This window comes from Streptococcus anginosus, from assembly GCF_001697145.1.
GTDB lineage: Bacteria > Bacillota > Bacilli > Lactobacillales > Streptococcaceae > Streptococcus > Streptococcus hominis.
On sequence record NZ_CP012719.1, the window covers coordinates 1,696,679 to 1,714,550 of the forward strand.

General features: G+C 39.1%; 14 protein-coding genes and 1 riboswitch. Of the genes, 6 read left to right on the top strand and 8 right to left on the bottom strand.

Features of this window, described 5'->3' with window-relative positions; all coding sequences use genetic code 11:
* The first annotated feature begins 172 nt into the window (after positions 1 to 172).
* A riboswitch (TPP riboswitch) is annotated at positions 173 to 260 on the top strand.
* An 84-nt stretch (positions 261 to 344) separates the two neighbouring features.
* From SanJ4206_RS08260 to SanJ4206_RS08285, 6 genes are all read left to right on the top strand, one after another.
* Positions 345 to 905, top strand: a complete 561-nt coding sequence (locus SanJ4206_RS08260; protein ID WP_004224531.1) for an ECF transporter S component — start codon at positions 345 to 347, stop codon at positions 903 to 905.
* Position 906: 1 nt separating this feature from the next.
* Positions 907 to 2,241 carry an ATP-binding cassette domain-containing protein gene (locus SanJ4206_RS08265; RefSeq protein WP_004224529.1) on the top strand — a complete coding sequence of 445 codons (1,335 nt, stop codon included), beginning with the start codon at positions 907 to 909 and terminating at the stop codon, positions 2,239 to 2,241.
* Complete coding sequence (locus tag SanJ4206_RS08270; protein WP_004224528.1) at positions 2,238 to 2,891, top strand: energy-coupling factor transporter transmembrane component T; 654 nt, start codon at positions 2,238 to 2,240, stop codon at positions 2,889 to 2,891. The genes SanJ4206_RS08265 and SanJ4206_RS08270 overlap by 4 nt, the downstream gene beginning before the upstream one ends.
* 208 nt (positions 2,892 to 3,099) lie before the next feature.
* Entirely contained in the window at positions 3,100 to 3,726 is a 627-nt protein-coding gene (locus SanJ4206_RS08275) for an alpha/beta fold hydrolase (protein WP_049533355.1), read from the top strand.
* Between the two features lie 126 nt (positions 3,727 to 3,852).
* Complete coding sequence (locus SanJ4206_RS08280; RefSeq protein WP_157622109.1) at positions 3,853 to 4,761, top strand: ATP-binding cassette domain-containing protein; 909 nt, start codon at positions 3,853 to 3,855, stop codon at positions 4,759 to 4,761.
* 13 nt (positions 4,762 to 4,774) lie between these two features.
* Positions 4,775 to 5,533, top strand: coding sequence for an ABC transporter permease (locus SanJ4206_RS08285; RefSeq protein ID WP_157622111.1), 759 nt, complete (start codon positions 4,775 to 4,777; stop codon positions 5,531 to 5,533).
* Positions 5,534 to 5,582: 49 nt separating this feature from the next.
* Here the strand turns inward: SanJ4206_RS08285 and SanJ4206_RS08290 are convergent, their stop codons facing one another.
* From SanJ4206_RS08290 to SanJ4206_RS08325, 8 genes are all read right to left on the bottom strand, one after another.
* The gene (locus SanJ4206_RS08290; protein ID WP_004224521.1) at positions 5,583 to 6,449 is read right to left on the bottom strand and encodes a sensor histidine kinase; all 867 of its coding nucleotides are present in this window, start codon (positions 6,447 to 6,449) and stop codon (positions 5,583 to 5,585) included.
* Between the two features lie 2 nt (positions 6,450 to 6,451).
* On the bottom strand, positions 6,452 to 7,129 hold the full coding sequence (locus SanJ4206_RS08295) for a response regulator transcription factor (RefSeq protein ID WP_004224516.1): 678 nt from the start codon (positions 7,127 to 7,129) through the stop codon (positions 6,452 to 6,454).
* Positions 7,130 to 7,329: 200 nt separating this feature from the next.
* Positions 7,330 to 8,769, bottom strand: a complete 1,440-nt coding sequence (locus SanJ4206_RS08300; RefSeq protein WP_004224514.1) for a 6-phospho-beta-glucosidase — start codon at positions 8,767 to 8,769, stop codon at positions 7,330 to 7,332.
* A 254-nt stretch (positions 8,770 to 9,023) separates the two neighbouring features.
* Complete coding sequence (gene lctO / locus SanJ4206_RS08305; protein WP_003030539.1) at positions 9,024 to 10,160, bottom strand: L-lactate oxidase; 1,137 nt, start codon at positions 10,158 to 10,160, stop codon at positions 9,024 to 9,026.
* Positions 10,161 to 10,417: 257 nt separating this feature from the next.
* Positions 10,418 to 12,223, bottom strand: coding sequence for a pyruvate oxidase (gene spxB, locus SanJ4206_RS08310; protein WP_022525330.1), 1,806 nt, complete (start codon positions 12,221 to 12,223; stop codon positions 10,418 to 10,420).
* A 256-nt stretch (positions 12,224 to 12,479) separates the two neighbouring features.
* The gene (gene ldcB / locus SanJ4206_RS08315; protein ID WP_004224505.1) at positions 12,480 to 15,785 is read right to left on the bottom strand and encodes an LD-carboxypeptidase LdcB/DacB; all 3,306 of its coding nucleotides are present in this window, start codon (positions 15,783 to 15,785) and stop codon (positions 12,480 to 12,482) included.
* Positions 15,786 to 16,043: 258 nt separating this feature from the next.
* Positions 16,044 to 16,574, bottom strand: coding sequence for an SH3 domain-containing protein (locus SanJ4206_RS08320; RefSeq protein WP_022525331.1), 531 nt, complete (start codon positions 16,572 to 16,574; stop codon positions 16,044 to 16,046).
* A 403-nt stretch (positions 16,575 to 16,977) separates the two neighbouring features.
* Positions 16,978 to 17,850 carry a helix-turn-helix domain-containing protein gene (locus SanJ4206_RS08325; RefSeq protein WP_004224496.1) on the bottom strand — a complete coding sequence of 291 codons (873 nt, stop codon included), beginning with the start codon at positions 17,848 to 17,850 and terminating at the stop codon, positions 16,978 to 16,980.
* Between the last annotated feature and the right edge of the window lie 22 nt (positions 17,851 to 17,872).

Sequence of the window (17,872 nt, forward strand, 5' to 3'; positions counted from 1 at the left end):
ACTATAACAAGATTCCAAATATATATTTAACATTGATTTCATCGCGTGTCGTTTAACATTTTATGATTTGATATAATTTAAAGCTATGGTAGTCGCATACATTAAAATTTTTGGAAATCCTTTGCTTGCTATTTTAAAAAATAGATGTTAGAATAGCAACATAATAAAAAGCAAAGAACATTTGGGGTGCCGAGGCTGAGATTATACCCATGGAACCTGATGCAGTTAATGCTGCCGCAGGGAAATGTATAAGAAAGACCAAACCGTTCTAATCATTTATGTGATTAGATTTTATTTTGTCGTGCCAAAACTCCTCATCTGCTCTGTTAGAAGGAGTTTTTTTTATGTTTGAAAAATGGAGTTTACGAGATGTTATCCTCTTAGCTCTTTTAGCTATTCTTTTCGGTGGGATTTTTGTCGGTTCAGGTTTTCTTTACAACATTTTGACAGCTATTTTAGCACCAGCAGGTTTGGAGCCTTTCGCCAATGAAGTCTTGTTTGGTCTTTGGTGTATGGCAGCTCCTATGTCAGCTATGCTCATTCACAAAGCTGGTAGCGCCACGATTGGAGAAGTGCTTGCAGCCCTCGCAGAGATACTATATGGCAGCCAATTTGGCATGAGCACGTTGATTTCTGGGCTCATTCAAGGTTTTGGTAGTGAGCTTGGTTTTGCAGCGACGCGATACAAATGCTATGATTGGCTATCGCTGACTTATAGCGCCATTGGTACGACTCTTTTGAGCTTTACCTATGAATATTTCAAAATTGGTTACTACGCTTTCAAACCCGGTTTTGTCTTAGCATTGCTTATTGTTCGCTTCTTCTCTGTATTCTTTTTCTGCGCCGTTCTAGTCAAAATCATTATGAATCTTTACGACAAGATTAACCAAGCTGCTGGTAAATAAGATGAAACTAACATTAGAGCACATTTATTTTAGAGATGTCTTTAAAGATTTAACCTTCGCCTTTGAAACAGGAAAAATGACGCTCTTGATTGGTGATACCGGTGCTGGCAAATCAACCCTTTTTCGGATTTTAACGAATTTCAACGAACTAGACTTCTCTGGAGAGGTCAAACTAGGTGATACACTATTATCTCATTTACCTATTCATGAACGAGTCACCTACCTCAGTATGATGTTTCAAAATCCAAGCCGTCAATTCACCATGACAACCCTTTATGAGGAATTGATTTTTACTTTGGAAAATCTCCAAACGCCTGCTGAACAGATTGATGCAAAAATCAAGCATGCTATCACTCTTGGGAAAGTAGAACACCTGCTCCATCGTAATTTTCTAACCTTATCTGGCGGAGAAAAACAACAAGTCTCTCTGGCGGTTCTGTTGGCTATGGATTCGCAGATTATTCTATTGGACGAGCCCTTTGCTTCTGTTGATCAAGAAGCACGCAAGCGCTTGATTCATCTGTTAGCTGATTTGACAAAAATGGGGAAAACGGTGATTCTGTGCGACCACGACCGCAGTCTCTATGCTGACTGCGTTGACCACCTTGTTGAGTTAAAAAATGGCGAACTTTTTGAACGAGATGTAGCTCTTTTAAAAAAGGCTCCTCCAAGCTATCAGTTGGTATGCGAACATACTCAGCGAAGCCCTTTCTTACAGCTGCAACATGTTTCCTGTCAATTTGACTCAAAAATACTTTTTACGATTGAGGATTTTACTTTTCAGCAAGGTGTTACGACTCTCATCGGGTCTAACGGTGCCGGTAAATCAACTCTTTTTCGTGCCATTTTGCAATTGCAAAAGTACAAAGGCAATATGAGTTATCAGGGCCGAAAAATTAAGAAGAACAAGCAATTGTATCGCCATATTACTGCCGTTGTTCAAGATGCTGAAAAGCAATTCATTCGGACGACACCCGCAGAGGAATTAAACCTTCCCTCTCTTTCCAGCGAAAACCAAGCAAAGACACAAGAGGCCTTAACTTTGTTTGGTTTAGACAGGAAAATGGATTCTAGTCTTTTCCACTTGAGTGGTGGGCAAAAAAAAATCATTCAATTATTGGCTATCTTGACCTTAGAAACTCCTGTCATACTCATGGATGAGCCCTTTACTGGTTTAGATAAAAAAGCCTGTGTTTTTTTTGCTAATTGGATCAGAGAAAAAGCTGCACAACAGAGCTTTATTATTATTTCTCATCGCTTAGAACCCTTGGACGGCATTAGCGATTACTTGGTAGAGCTGACATCTCACGGACTGATAGAAAGGAGAGCGCTATGAAAAAAGAAGAAACAAATGTCCTAGCACTCTTGCTCCTTCTCATTGTATTGACGCTAGAAATTTCCTTTGTCCGCTCAACATGGCTCAACTGCGCTGTTGTCGTAGGGGCACTTATCTACCTTACTTACCTTAGGAAATGGTGGGGCATTCTCTGGGTGTTCCTTCTGCCGTTGCTTCCGGCATTGGCAAATTTCTGGGCTATCCAGCTTCACGGCGATAAAAGTCAAGCAAGCGTTCTGTTTACACGTTCCTTTGCTTTAGCGGCTCTGGGAATGACCTTTTTATACGGCGTCAATCTCAATCAACTCTTGCGCTACTGGCATCAGAAGGGATTTCCAAGTCACTTTACTTACGGGCTGCTCGTTGTCTTAAACGCTATTCCAGTTATTCAAAAAGAAATCCAAGCTGTTCGCGAAGCTAGTCTCTTGCGGGGTAAAACCTTGCATTTCTGGTCACCAATCTTTTATATCAAAGCAATTTTTATCGCTTTTAACTGGCGTGATTCCTATGTAGAAGCTATGTACGCCCACGGATTTGATGAGACTATCAAGCGAAGCTATTACCGACATTTGGAAACACCAAAAAGTACCACCCTTGCTTGCTTCTTGATTTTCCTCCTTATCAATCTAACCCTTTTTATCCCAAAGTAGGAATTTGATACAAAAACACTGCGATCAATTTTATTTTTTAGAAGGTCTTTTTATCCACTTAAAGTAGGTCATCGTCTAATTCTATCGCAACACAAGCACCGTCTTTATGCTATAATGATATCAAGTAATCCAATTTATGATAGATTTTAATAGGTTTACTCTTACAATCGTTCCCATCTCTTTTGTTGAAAATAAAAAGGAGTCACTCATGAAAATCATTTTTTTACACGGTCTTGGACAGGATAAACACTCTTGGGATAAAGTCCGTGAACTTCTGCCACAATATGACACCGAGGCTTTAGACCTCTTTTACACAAATAACAACATCATTACAGTCTCTCAGCTAGAACAACACCTTTGTCAGGAACTTCAAGCCATTAACGAACCATTTGTTCTAGTTGGATTGTCTCTCGGTGGAACTCTTGCCTTAAAGGTGGGGCAACAATTCCCTCAGCTCCAAGCACTCGTTTTATCAGGAACTCAATATAAACTAAGCTCCAATCTACTCTATAAACTCCAGCTGCTTATCTTCTCTTGCCTACCAGACTCCCTATTCAAAAAAGAGGGGCTTCATAAAAAATCTTTTGTTGGCCTGTTAAAAGACTTGAAAAATTTAGATTTATCAAGTCAACTAAGTGCAATACAACTTCCCAGCCTCATCATCTGTGGCAGCAAAGATTGGCCTAACCTGCCTTCCTCTAAAAAATTAGCTGCAGCTTTACCACAAGCAGATTTTGTGACACTTTCAGGTGGAAATCATACACTTAACACAGACCACCCTCAAGAAATGGCCGCTATGATTGAAAGATTTATCCTACAAAATTGTGAAATCTGAGGTTTTCTCAGATTTTTTAAATTTTAGAAATATTTGAGAATTGCTTGAGACTTATTTGACAAGCATTTTGTATACTAAATAGTGAAAAGAGGGAAACTCTACGATAGAAAAAATGGAGGTCACGTTATGGAAACTGTTGTAAATGTGAAACACATCAGCAAGAGATTTGGACAACAACTCGCTTTGGATGATGTCAGTCTCACTGTGAAGCAAGGAGAAATTTACGGGCTGATTGGGAAAAATGGAGCCGGTAAGACAACGCTTATCAAAGTGATTACCCAGCTGATTCAGCCCAATAGCGGTACGATTGCTCTCTTTGGTTCTTCTAATAAATCCGAATGGACGCACGCTCTCAAGCGAGTCGGTTCTGTCATTGAAGCACCCGCTGCTTACAATCACTTGACGGCCTATGAAAACTTAAACTATTGCTGCAAGATACGGCATATCCCAAATGCGGATAAGGTTATCCGAGAAACTCTCTCTTACGTCGGACTAACCAATACTGGCAAGAAAAAATTCCGAGACTTTTCTCTTGGCATGAAACAGCGCTTGGGCATTGCTATTGCTCTTCTGTCAAAACCAGATTTGATGATTTTGGATGAACCGATTAACGGGCTTGACCCTGTCGGAATCAAAGAATTCCGCCAGTTGGTGCAACGCCTCAATAAAGAATTAAATATGACCTTCATCATCTCCAGTCATATTTTAAGCGAGCTATACTTGGTCTCTACAAAATTCGGCATCATCGAAAATGGTCATCTCATCAAAGAAATTACGAAAGTAGAATTTGAAGAAGATAATGAAGATTATATCGTTTTGAAAACAAATAATCTTGCTGAAGCAAGCAAAATTCTTCACGATCAACTAGGCTACCGCCTCAAAGTTGTAAATGCAACAGACGAGCTGCATATTTTCACTCACTCGCACGAAATCAACAAGATTATTCAAGAGCTAGGAAAGGCGAATATTGCTATCAATGAAATCTACTATGCTCGTCAAGATTTAGAAAAATACTTTACAGATCTAGTAGAATAGAGGGAGGTTTATCATGATTCATATTATTCAAGCAGACTTTTATCGTCTTTTCCGTTCAAAAGGTTTTTGGATTACAGAAATCCTTTTTATCACCACACTCTTATTAGGTGTGCTCTACGGTGTTGTGGGAAGTATCGGAGTTCATACAGATACAAAAGCTTTTGAAAAACTGGGTGATAACGGAGGCTGGACTGGCTTTGAGGCTATCACTAAAACCTCTGATAATCTTAGTAATACCATTATCTTTACTATTATCCTTGTTGTTTTATTGATTGGAATTGATCTCACTCAGAAATTATATAAAAATTCTATTACTAGTGGTATTTCACGGGCAGAATTCTATTTATCTAAATTCCTTGTTCTGGCAACTCTCATCGTACTTCAATTGATTCTAACCTATTCCTCATTTATTCCAGCTACGCTCATCAATGGTATGGGAACCGCACCCAAACATTTTCTTTCTAATTTTCTCATTACGATAGGGGTTCAATTTATTTGTACCCTAGCTTGGGTTAGTCTTGTTTCTTTCGTACTATATGCTACCAACTCTATTATAGCTGCTATTTTCACTTATTTGATCGGTGTTTCCCTGCTAAGTCTGCCAACTGCCTTTTATCCAGATATTGACTGGTTGAAATACTTGAACATGCAATTCTATTTTGACATGGTTTCTAAACAGGATATGGTATTCAAAACCATAACCATCGCTCTTCTCATCACACTTCTTTTTACATTTAGTGGTATACAGGTATTTAAAAGAAAAGATTTATAACAAAAGAAAACAGCTAGTCAAAGATTAGCTGTTTTTCTGTATAAAATATTCACAAACGGACAAGTAATTCAAACCAATTTCCTTTAGCTTTCATGGTTAAATCACCGCCAAGAATATCTACTAGTTGTTGAGTGATATAAAGTCCTAAACCAGAAGATTCTTCCGTGTTAGAGAGGTTTTCAGAATAAAAGCGATTGGTTAATTTTTCCAAATGCTGAATTGGCTGACGGACTATATTTTTTACACTTAAATGAATAGCCGCATCTTTTCGGATTAAAGATAGCTGGGCAGTTTCCTTTCCATGCTTGAGGACATTGCTTAGCATATTTTGGACAATTCGCTCCAAAATTTCTGGATCTGTCTTTATTACTAACCCCTCCTGCAAATTTACTTGCAATTCAATTCCTTGCTTTTGAAAGGCATCATAAAAAGAAAGCATTTGCTTTGCAACCAGTTTGGAAATATCTATTTGTCGAAACTGCGGCCGAACAGCCCCTTCCATAAGACGACGATATTCCATGAGCGCTTCCAAACGATTGGAAACAACGGACAGATTGGTCGCAATTTTCAACAGCTGTTTATTTTCTTCTTTTTCCTTTATAAGCTGTTGGGTATAACCGCTAGCGATGGTCAAGGGTGTGCGAATATCGTGAGCAATATTGCTAATAGCCATATCCAAAGTTTTCTTCTCCTGGCGAGCAATAAAACGTGTTTGTTCTACTTCTTGAAAGAGTTTTTCCACTTCATTTGCCACCTCAATAATTGTTTGACCATGATATTGAGGTGTTAAGCGTATCTGACTACCAGTTTCCCGTTTCTCACGAATCTGTTGTGAAAGATTACGGACTGCAATATGATAACGCACGAGCAAGAACCCAAGCAGACCGATGAACATAATTAGTATAAATTCAAGCATTCTCAGTCCTCCTTAAGTCGTACACCCAGTCCCCAAATCGTTTCGATATATTCTTCCGAATTATCTACTTGGGCCAATTTTTTACGAAGATTGCTAAGGTGAGTGTTCAGTGTATTATCTCCCGGCAGGTAGGGTTCTCCCCAAACCAATTCAAATAATTCTTCTTTTGTGTAAATTTTCTTCGGATGACGAAGCAAGGTTTGAAGTATCTGATACTCCTTCTTCCCCAAACGAACTCGCTTCTCGCCATTGACCACTTCAAATGTATCTGGTGAAAGACGGATATTTTTTATCCCTTGAATTTCCGTTGCTTGCTCTTGTGAAAGGTGGTTACGCAACTGCACTGTCACACGCGCAAAAAGCTCGTCCAGATCGAACGGTTTGACGATGTAATCATTCGCGCCGTCCAACAGATACTGACTAACCAGCGGCTTCTCACCCAAAGCTGTCAGCATGACCACTGGAATCTGACTGCTTTTGCGAATTTCTGCTAAGACTTGATCACCATTTTTTCCCGGCAACATAATATCCAGCAGCACCAAATCAATCTTCTGCTGCGCAAAAACAAGCAGTCCTTCCGTTCCAGAATAAGCTGAATAGACTCTATGTTCAGCTTGAAACAAATCTTTTAAAATTTCATGGATATCGTTATTATCTTCGATGATTAAAATAGTAGCCATATTACTTCCATTTCCAACAAAATCTCTTATCCCTAGTGTAGCAAGGAAAAAGACGGAAGTCAACGGAAAGCAAAAAAGAGAGTGGGATGACGAAATCAAGTTTCTACGAAGCTACTGATTTCTGTCCCACTCTCACCGAATTCTTGAAATAAGAGAGCCGATTAAAATGATTTTAAATTCTGTCTCACGCTCCAATTGCTCTATTTCACACTTGCCCCATTAGTCGCAATGACTTCTTTATACCAGTCAAAGGATTTCTTCTTGGAACGTTTGAGTGTGCCGTTTCCATCGTTGTCACGGTCAACATAGATGAAGCCATAACGTTTTTTCATCTCGCCAGTACCGGCTGACACTAGGTCGATACAGCCCCAAGTGGTGTATCCTAGAAGTTCTACGCCGTCTACATTGATTGCATCACGCATCGCCTTGATATGGGCAGCTAGGTAGTCAATGCGGTAGTCATCTTCGACATAGCCATTTTCATCCGGTGTATCAACTGCTCCCAGACCGTTTTCCACGATAAACATGGGTTTTTGATAGCGATCCCAGATGACGTTAAGAGTAATTCGCAAGCCCAGCGGGTCAATCTGCCAGCCCCACTCAGAAGCTTCTAGGTAAGGATTCTTAAGCGAGGCAAAGATATTTCCGGCAGTTTTTTCATTGACCTTTGGATCACCAGAAGCCACCCGGCTGGAATAATAAGAGAAGGAAATGAAATCCACCGTATAGGTCTTAAGCAATTCTAGGTCTTCTTTTGTCATTTCAACTTCAATACCCAGACGCTCCCATTTTTTCTTAGCATAGTTTGGATATTCTCCTCTGGACTGGACATCAATGAAGAAATAGCTTTCTCGATCTTCCTGCAAAGCTGCCCAGTAATCTGCTGGATTGGCTGTATTTGGATAATACTGACCAGCCGCCAGCATGCAGCCAACCTTGTTTTCAGGGTCAATCTCATGGGCTAACTTGGTAGCAATAGCTGAGGCTACCAATTCATGGTGAGCTGCTTGGTATTTGACCTGTTCTTCATTTTCCCCTTCTTCAAAGTAAAGTCCTGCTCCCATAAACGGTGCATGGAGAATCATATTGATTTCATTGAAGGTCAGCCAGTATTTGACCAAACCCTTGTAACGAGTAAAGAGCGTGCGGCAAAGACGCTCATAAAATTCCAGCATTTTGCGACTGCGCCAACCCCCGTACTCCTCAATCAAGTGCATAGGACAGTCAAAGTGGGTAATAGTCACCAAAGGCTCGATGCCATACTTATGGCATTCCTTAAAGAGGTCTTCGTAAAATTTCAAGCCTGCCTCATTAGGTTCCAACTCGTCTCCCTTTGGAAAAATCCGAGACCAGGCGATAGAGAGTCGATAAGTTTTAAAGCCCATTTCGCCAAAAAGCGCAATATCTTCTTTAAAATGATGATACATATCAATGGACCCTTTTGCCGGATAGAAATAGCCTTCCTCAAAGTCAAACATCTTTTTCTTACCAGCAATAATCGGGAAACGATCCGCACCAATCGGCACCACATCGACATTTGCAAGACCTCTACCATCAACATCATAGGCCCCTTCACATTGGTTGGCAGCGGTCGCTCCGCCCCATAAAAATCCATCTGGAAAAGTCAATTTTTCTGTCATATCTTCCTCCTTATAATATAAAACGTTTTCTACACTTTATATTATAACAAACAAAGAAGAAGTTTTCTTATAAAATACTGTCAAATAGTGATACTATTCTATTTTCCAAGTGCATTAACGACTTTTGCTAACTTTTGTCATTTAGAACTGAATATTGTTATTAAAATCGGGTATCTGACTTCATTTCTCTATCGCTTAGCATAACAAAACTCCCTTTGAAACGCCAAAGAGAGTTGGATGATAATTTATCCATTTTAGTACAATTTCAAATCCCGTGGGTCTACTGGGAAAGTTGGATTATAAGGATTATGACGAAGTTTGAAGTGTTTTACTTCTTCAATCGTTTGGGTACCAGATAATTGCATCACTGTTTTTAATTCATCATTGATATGCTCAAAGACTTGGCGGACACCCACACTACCACCAAGAGCTAGACCATAAATCACAGGTCGTCCAATAGCCACTAAATCTGCCCCAGAAGCGAGTGCCTTAAAGACATGCTGACCACGACGGACACCTGAGTCAAAGACAATTGGTACACGTTTGTCAACTGTTTCAGCCACTTCTTGCAATGAATCAAATGCTGCCGGACCGCCGTCAATTTGCCGTCCACCGTGGTTGGTCACCCAAATACCAGAAGCACCGGCATCAAGCGAGCGCTCTACATCTTCACGGCATTGTGGACCTTTGACATAGACAGGAAGGTCTGAGTAAGATGCGATAAATTCCACATCACGAGGGGATAATTTTTGCTTAGCTGATTTGTAAACAAAGTCCATTGTCTTGCCTGCACCATCAGGAAGGTATTCTTCTACAATCGGCATGCCAACTGGAAAAACAAAGCCATTGCGTTTATCCACTTCACGATTCCCTCCAACAGTTGCATCGGCTGTCAGGACAATTGCTTTATATCCTTCAGCTTTGACTCGATCCATGATATGACGGTTAATGCCATCATCTTTACTAAAGTAGAACTGGAACCAATGGGGGGTTCCTTGAAGAGCTTGCGAAATTTCTGGAAGATCGACTGTTGAATAAGAGCTGGTGGTATAAAGAGAGCCAAATTCATGCACACCTTTTGCTGAAGCCACTTCTCCTTGTACATTCGCTAGCTTATGAGCCGCTACCGGAGCTAGAATAATTGGAGACGATAGTTTATCCCCGTCAAATTCAATCTCTGTACTTGGATTTTCCACATTGCGAAGTGTATGAGGCACAATTAGCTTATGGTTAAAAGCACGAATATTTTCCCGCAGAGTAAAAGTATCTTCGGCTCCACTTGCAATATAGCCAAATGCAGCTTTGGGAATGACCTTCTGAGCCATGGGCTCTAAATCATAAGTGTTAATGAAATCAACTGGGCCTTCAGCACTACTAGTTTGGTAAGACATCATATTTCCTCCTGTCTTATATGCACATATCCATAGAGAGAATTCAATCGAGCCTTTGAAGCAAGCGCTTTCATTCTCTCGAAGCAAAAAACTCAATCAGTCTATCTAACAGATCAGAATAATAAGAATTCGTATAAAATTTATACCAATTTAATGAAGTGAAACAGCTTTTGCAATTTATAGTAGAGTTAGAGGGGATGCCTTCCCACTCTAACTACTATAAAGGTCGTAAAAATTAAGATAAGCTGTGGCTCACGTTATGGCTTGACACCATATTCTTTGAAATAAGCTGTAATAGGTCGCAGCTCTTGCCCATCATAAGCCGCAAAGAATTCTTCTGGACTCATTTGACCATGTGTTTCTTGATAACCAGCAGAAATTTTTTCTACAAAGTCACCATCAACAATATCCAATTCCAACTCTTCCACAGGGATACCACGTTTGTCTGTGATTTTAGCATCAATCAAAACAGGCTTCCCAGATTTTGAAACTTCAAGTGCGCGGTCAAATGCAGCTGGCAATTCCTCTAAAGTTTTAACTGTTATTCCCTCTACTCCCATTCCTTCTGCAACTTTCGCAAAATCTACTTCGTAGAGATCTACGCCTGAAAAGTTCATGACCAGATCTTCCTGTTCAGACTTGATAAAGTTGAGTGAATTGTTAGAAGTGATAATATTGATAATTGGCAACTGGTATTTGACTTGGGTCGTCAGATCCTGCATCACCATCGAGAATGCACCATCTCCAGCAATATTGAAAACTTGGCGATTCGGAAAAGCAAATTGACCTGCGATAGAAGCTGGTACACCATAACCCATGGTGGCAAAAAGAGCGGAGATGGTCCATTTCTTCTCTGGTGTAAAGTTTAAGAAGCGGAAGCTATTGATAATATTGTCCCCAACATCAATACCATAGACAGCATTGGCATCTGAAATGCGGTTGATTTCGCGATAAACTTGTTCAAACTCTAGTGGTCCGTCTGCTTTTTGCATTAAACGTGCCAGATAAGCTTTCCAATCTTTCATGGCTGCCACACTTGCTTGATAAAATGGTTGCGGAGCGACCGCTTCACTACGTTCCAAGGCTTTTTTCAGAAAACTTCCAGAATCTGATAAAATTCCTAAATCCAAGTAGTGATGACGACCAAAATTAGCAGCATCAATATCAATAGAAACAAACTTAAAATCATGAGAACGATAAACTAAGTTGGCAAATGGGAAGTTTGTCCCAAGAGCAATCACCAGATCAGCCGCCGCAAAAGCTTCATCACCAACCTTAGAAGCAGCACGATTCAATGTTCCTAAGTTGGCTTCAAAGTCATCTGGAATTTTGCCCTTAGCCAGACCCGCTACAGCAATCGGAATTTGCAATTTTTGAGACAGTTCTATCAATAACTGGGCATTGTTCCCGATACCAGAACCTACATGAAAAATAGGACGCTTAGCTGCTTTTACTAGTTCAAGAAATTGATCCACTTCGGCATCCGTTGCTTGTGGCAACGGTAAGTTTTTTTCTGCTGTATGAGAAGCATAATCTACATCTGGAATTTCTACATAACCAAAATTATTTGGCATGATAACAACAGCTACACCATTATGTTTATAAGCCTCACGAATCGCTTTATCGACAACATAGGGGAGACTTTCTGGTGTCATAACCACTCGGTTGTAAACCGCAACATCACTAAACATCGGTAATTCAGAAAACTCTTGGAAATAATCATAATTCATATTTGTGCTAGGAACTTGACCAACCAAAGCCAAAACCGGAGCATGATCTTCCCGCGCATCGTACAAGCCATTTAAAAGATTGACAGCACCAGGGCCAGCAGATCCAAGAGTTACGCCTATTTTTCCAGTCAATTTAGCATGAGCTGCAGCTGCAAGAGCTCCAACTTGTTCGTGACGAACTTGAACAAAGTGAATGTTTTCCTTTTCCAGATCCAGCGCATTCATAGTTGAATTGACAGAACCACCAGGGTAACCGTAAACATTTTCCACACCCCATGCTTCTAATACACGAAGCATAGCAACAGCAGCGGGCACTGTTTTCACATTAGACATAATAATCCTCCATCTCAGAGAATGGAATTGCAATTTCAAAATCTGTTTTTTAGTTACGGTAATATCATAATACTTTTTGAATTCGTTTACAAAAAATTTGCTCACAGATTTTCACAATCTCAGAAAATATCAAAAAGCTTATACACAACAGCATTTCCTTTTATGCTTTATCTAAGTTTGTGACATAATAAACAATGCTTTTCAAATATAAAAAAACACCTACGGATTCCCAACCGTAGATGTTGTAAAGTTTGAATTAAGCAACAGCAATATACCGTCTCTTTCCGCTAAAAGCAATGTAAGAAATCCATGTCGCACCATCTGCATTCAAAACCTTATCATAAGTGACCGATTGCCCGGCATCATAATAAGCCAATTCAGGAGCTGACATTCTAGCTTCTGCTTTGATAGAGGAGCGTTTTGTAAAACGATATACACCTTGAGCAGGGATAGAGGGTGTTTGGGGAGACGGAGTCGTTGGTTTTGACGGGGTTACTGATGAAGCGTAATCTCCACCTTCAAAGCCATAATATTCCTCTAAACTCAAACCAGAATGGTAAACTTCATCAGCTTCCTTACCGATGTAACGAATATGCCATGCTTCTGGCATGTATCCTGTCGAAGCTTCTTTCCCTGGTTGGTAACGGACTACAAAACCGTAGCGATGTGCATTGTTCTTCAACCAATTACTTGCAGCAGCGTCCTCTAAAAGATTGCCCGCTTTATCCGTTAAATCAAAGACAAGACCTGTTTGGTGCTCACTATAACCCGGACGTGCAGAGTAACGATCCGCAGCAGCTTGACCATCTTTGTTCACATAATTTTGATACAGAACCTTTTGATAATCATAACTTCTAAATCCGCTGTAAGCATAACCAACATTATAGCCTTGAGCAATCATATCATTTCTTAATCGAAGAAAGGCAGCTTTTGCAGTTGGATTTTCACCAGGATTGTAGTTAGCAGCCATCGGATGTTTTTTATTTGCCACTACAATCTCGTCATATTTTCCTTGGACAAAGTAGTAAGAGCCATTATATTGTACTTCTTTTACACTCGTTTGAGATCCTTCCACCTTAGTCGTAGTACCCGTTACACCCTGCAAACTACCGTCCGACTGAACATAGTACATGTGTATGTTATATTCACCACGATTATTTTTATGACGGCGGATATCCACACTCAACTTATAACTGCCATCATTTTGCTTAGCAGCATCGTACCAGATCACATCATCTTGACCGCCTTGGCTGGACCAAACAGGCAGCTTTACTGTCTTCACACCCTTGGTCGAGCTGACATTCGTCACCACCACATCAAAACCTTGCGAAGTCTTGTTTTCAATGTGAATCGTGCCAGTCACCTGAACAGGTTTGGGAGCTTCTTCATTTGTTAAGGTTGCAATTGGGATATAGCGACGTGTACCACTGTAGCTAACATAACTAATCCATTGATGATGATCTGCGTCCAATACCTTATCATAGCGAATTCTTTCTCCTCTTGCAAAGGTAAATTCAGTCTTAGCCGTCATTGTGGGACTATTTTTGACTTCAACTTCCTTTTTAAAAGTATAAACTCCTTGAGACGGAATGGATTCTCTTGCAGAACTTGGTGCCACTACGGTTGTCTTGGTACCGCTAACACCTCTTACTTTGCCATTTGATTCAATGTAGTAAAGGTGAATATTATATTCGCCATATTCCCCCTTGTGCTTGTCAACATTGACAGAAACTTTATAATTTCCATCACTTTGCTTAGTGGCATCATACCAAATAATATCGTCTTGACCATCCTTATCTGTCCAGATAGGAACTTTCACTCTAGAAATTCCATTGCTGTCTGACGCATTTGTAATCAGGACATCAAAGCCTTGAGATGTCTTATTTTGAATGTTAATGGTGCCAGTCACACTATATTTTGGCTCTTCCACCTTAGTCGTGGTACCCGTTACACCTTGCAAGCTACCATCTGACTGAACGTAATACATGTGAATGTTGTATTCGCCTCGATTATTTTTATGGCGACGAATATCCACACTCAACTTGTAGGTGCCGTCTATTTGCTTGGCTGCATCGTACCAGATGATGTCATCTTGACCGCCTTGACTGGACCAAACAGGCAGCTTCACTGTCTTCACGCCTTTGGTGGAGCTAACATCTGTCACTACCACATCAAAACCTTGCGAAGTCTTATTTTCAATGTGAATCGTGCCGGTCACACTATATTTAGGTTCTTCCACCTTAGTCGTGGTACCCGTCACACCTTGCAAGCTGCCGTCTGACTGAACGTAATACATGTGCACATTATAGTCACCGTAGTTATTCTTATGACGACGAATGTCCACACTCAATTTATAAGTGCCGTCATTTTGTTTAGTGGCATCGTACCAGATGATGTCATCTTGACCGCCTTGGCTAGACCAAATAGGCAACTTCACCGTCTTCACACCCTTGGTCGAGTTGACATTCGTCACCACCACATCAAAGCCTTGCGAGGTCTTATTTTCAATGTGAATCGTACCTGTCACTTGACTTTGAGCTGGTCTTTGAGGTGCTGGCTGAGCTAACTTTGTAACAGCTGCATAACGACGCATTCCACTATAAGAAATATAGCTAATCCATTGATAACCATCATTTTCCAGCACTTTATCATAGTTAACGCTATCGCCTCTATTAAAAGTAAATTGTGTCGGAGCTGACAATTTGGCTTCATTCTTAACCTCTGTCGTTCCAGAGAAAATATATCTTCCTCTAGAAGGGAAAGTTCCTGTTGAAGAAGGTGTTTGCTTTGCTGGCTGTTGAGGTTCAGATTGAATCAGCTTGTTAATAGCCGCATAGCGACGAGCTCCACTATAAGAGCGGTAACTTAGCCATTGGTATCCATCTGCAATCAAAACTTGGTCGTAAAAAACGCGATCCCCCGCATTCACATAAAATTGCAATGCTGCACTTGCTTTTGGTTCATTCTTCACTTCCGTACGTTTCGTATAAGTGTAATAGCCCTGACTTGGTAAAGAAGGTACACTTTGCGCTACTTTGGATTCTGCCAGACGTGCTTCGTGCGCTGTTTGCGTTTTATCCATCAATTTCGCAACATCAATTTCTTCTTTTCCTGCTTCTTTTTCGACAGGACTCTTTTCAATTTTTGCAGTTGTTGAAGGGGTAGCTGTGTCTGTTGTTGCATCAACAGATGAATTTGTTGTTTCGTCTTCTGTCTGTGTCGCTGCATCAACAGTCGTTGGTTGAGAAGGTGTCGTCTCTGTAGCTACAGAAACAGCTTTATCCGCTGAAGAACTAGTTGGCGCAGTTGTTGTTACAGCAGTTTCTTTTTGAGTTGCTGCTGATTGAGAAGACACATCAGTTGATTCAATTGTGTTTTGAGTCTTATTTACTGTGCCAACTTGAGCCGCTTCTGGTACTGTTCCAGTCGTGGCTTGTTCATCAGCTAACACGGTTTGACCGCCCATAAAGAGGACACATCCAATCAAAACAGAAGCCGCACCGCACGAATATTTACGAATGGAAAAACGTTGTTCTTCGTGATCAAACATTCTTTTTTTCATCACTTGTCCTACTTTCTAATTTATGTTTATCATCTTAATTTCTATAAAAGGTATGTGCATTGGCATTTTCATCTTGCCCAATCAAAATACGATCTGTATTAGAGACATTTCCTGTAATAGGATCAGCTATGCCTGCAGGAATCCTTAAATTCCAAAATCATTATACAACTTTGTTTTGTAAAAATTAACACATTTTATAAATGTTTGTAATTTATTTGTAATATTTCTCTTGTCCAAGAAAAAAGGTTAACAATATCTTTAATGTTTTACATCTGAATAGGCTATGTAGTAACGCTTAGACTCTGTTCCATTAGAAACTACAAAACTATACCAATTTTCACCGTTTTCAAAAACATACTGATCCCAATCAACATTTCCTTTAGGATAAGTATAAGCAACTTCGCTTGATTTATCTGGTGAAGCATAAACTGGCGTGTCTTGGTACAGTTCAAGAGTTCCAGAGGTCACTTGAGTACCTCCTCCTTGAGATTGAACAATTGAAGAAGTCGAAGATTGCTGACTACTTGCACTATTTTGGCTATTTGAATTACTAATCTCTGATGATTGAGCATTTGTAACCGAATTGTCTTGCTCTTTATCAGTTGTTTTATTATCATTAGTAGACGTTTTGTTATTTTGAGAAGCTTTTGTCTTTTTAGAGCTACTACTTTTTGTTGTTTTTACTGAATGTCCATTTGTCCCACTTTTGACTTCGTTTTTATGACAAGCACCAAGTAAGAGCATAGAGCACAACATGGTTACACTTGCTAATTTATATGAATTTTTCATTGTATTTCCCTTCTTTTTCAGGAATCCTTAAATTCCAAAATCATTATACAACTTTGTTTTGTAAAAATCAACATATTTTAGAAATATTTGTAATTTATTTGTAACAATTACCTTGTTCTCATATTCCTGATAGGAACAACAAAATTTTGATAACATTTTTTATGTTTTTCACAGAATTAAATCTCCTTTCTAGGTACACATTATATACCTTTGAATAAACTATTTCAATAGATTTTTATAAAAATAGTTATTTTTTTTGTAATTATGACTATAATTATCTCACATGTTTGGATATATTCACTTAGTTTTAAGGTAGCAGTTCAAAAAATAAAACACGAATAAAATTAGCCCCATAATCAACTGGACATAAGATTATTCGTGTTTTCTAAAATTTATCTTTAACTTACACTTTTTGAAAATTATCACGAAGATACTTTTCAAGCGTCAACGCCATTTTTTCATTACCGCTTAGTTTATATAATACTTGTGAAAGCGTAAAATAGTGTTTTACAATACTTTGGCTAGAAAAATCCTCGCTAATATTTGCTAATATACAGTATAAATCTGCTAATAAATAACTACAACTGTATTCATTACATTTTTCAATAACATCAAGCGTTTCCTCTATTCCCTTTTCAATCTGAGAGCTTTTCCAAAGATAGCGACAAAAATTATATCTAATTTTAATATAAATTTTCAACTCTATTATATGAGTAAAGTCAATACTTTGAAGTTTAGGTAGTACTGCTTGATAACATTTTTCAAATTCATCATTATTTTTTTCTTCTAAAAAGAAATTAAGCAAGGTATTAGAGATACGAAGGTACATTAACTCATCTTTATTTAATCGCACAAGCATTTGTTCTAATTTTTTAATAGCCTCTTCTCTTTTATTATCACAATGAAATGAAACAATTGCCCCTATCCATTCAAGATAATTTTGGTCTGATAGTGGCAATCTATGTTGTTTATCAATTTCTAAACTGTATAAATATTTTAATGAATCATACTCACGCTTTACTAGAAAGGATTCTACCAGCTCTTTGAATTGTACCAACTTAGATGTCTCATCAAGTACACTATCATCAAAAAAATAATTCATTGTTACATTCATTTTTTTCGATAATGAATATAAAAGATCCGAACCAGGCATATACTTGCCTTTTTCCATTCTACTAATCTGACCTTGCTCACATACCCCTTCGGCTAATTCTTTTTGGGATAACCCTAATTCCAATCGTTTACTTTTTAATCTTGTAGCTAATAATATACTCATACTATTCCTTCAACAGTTTATA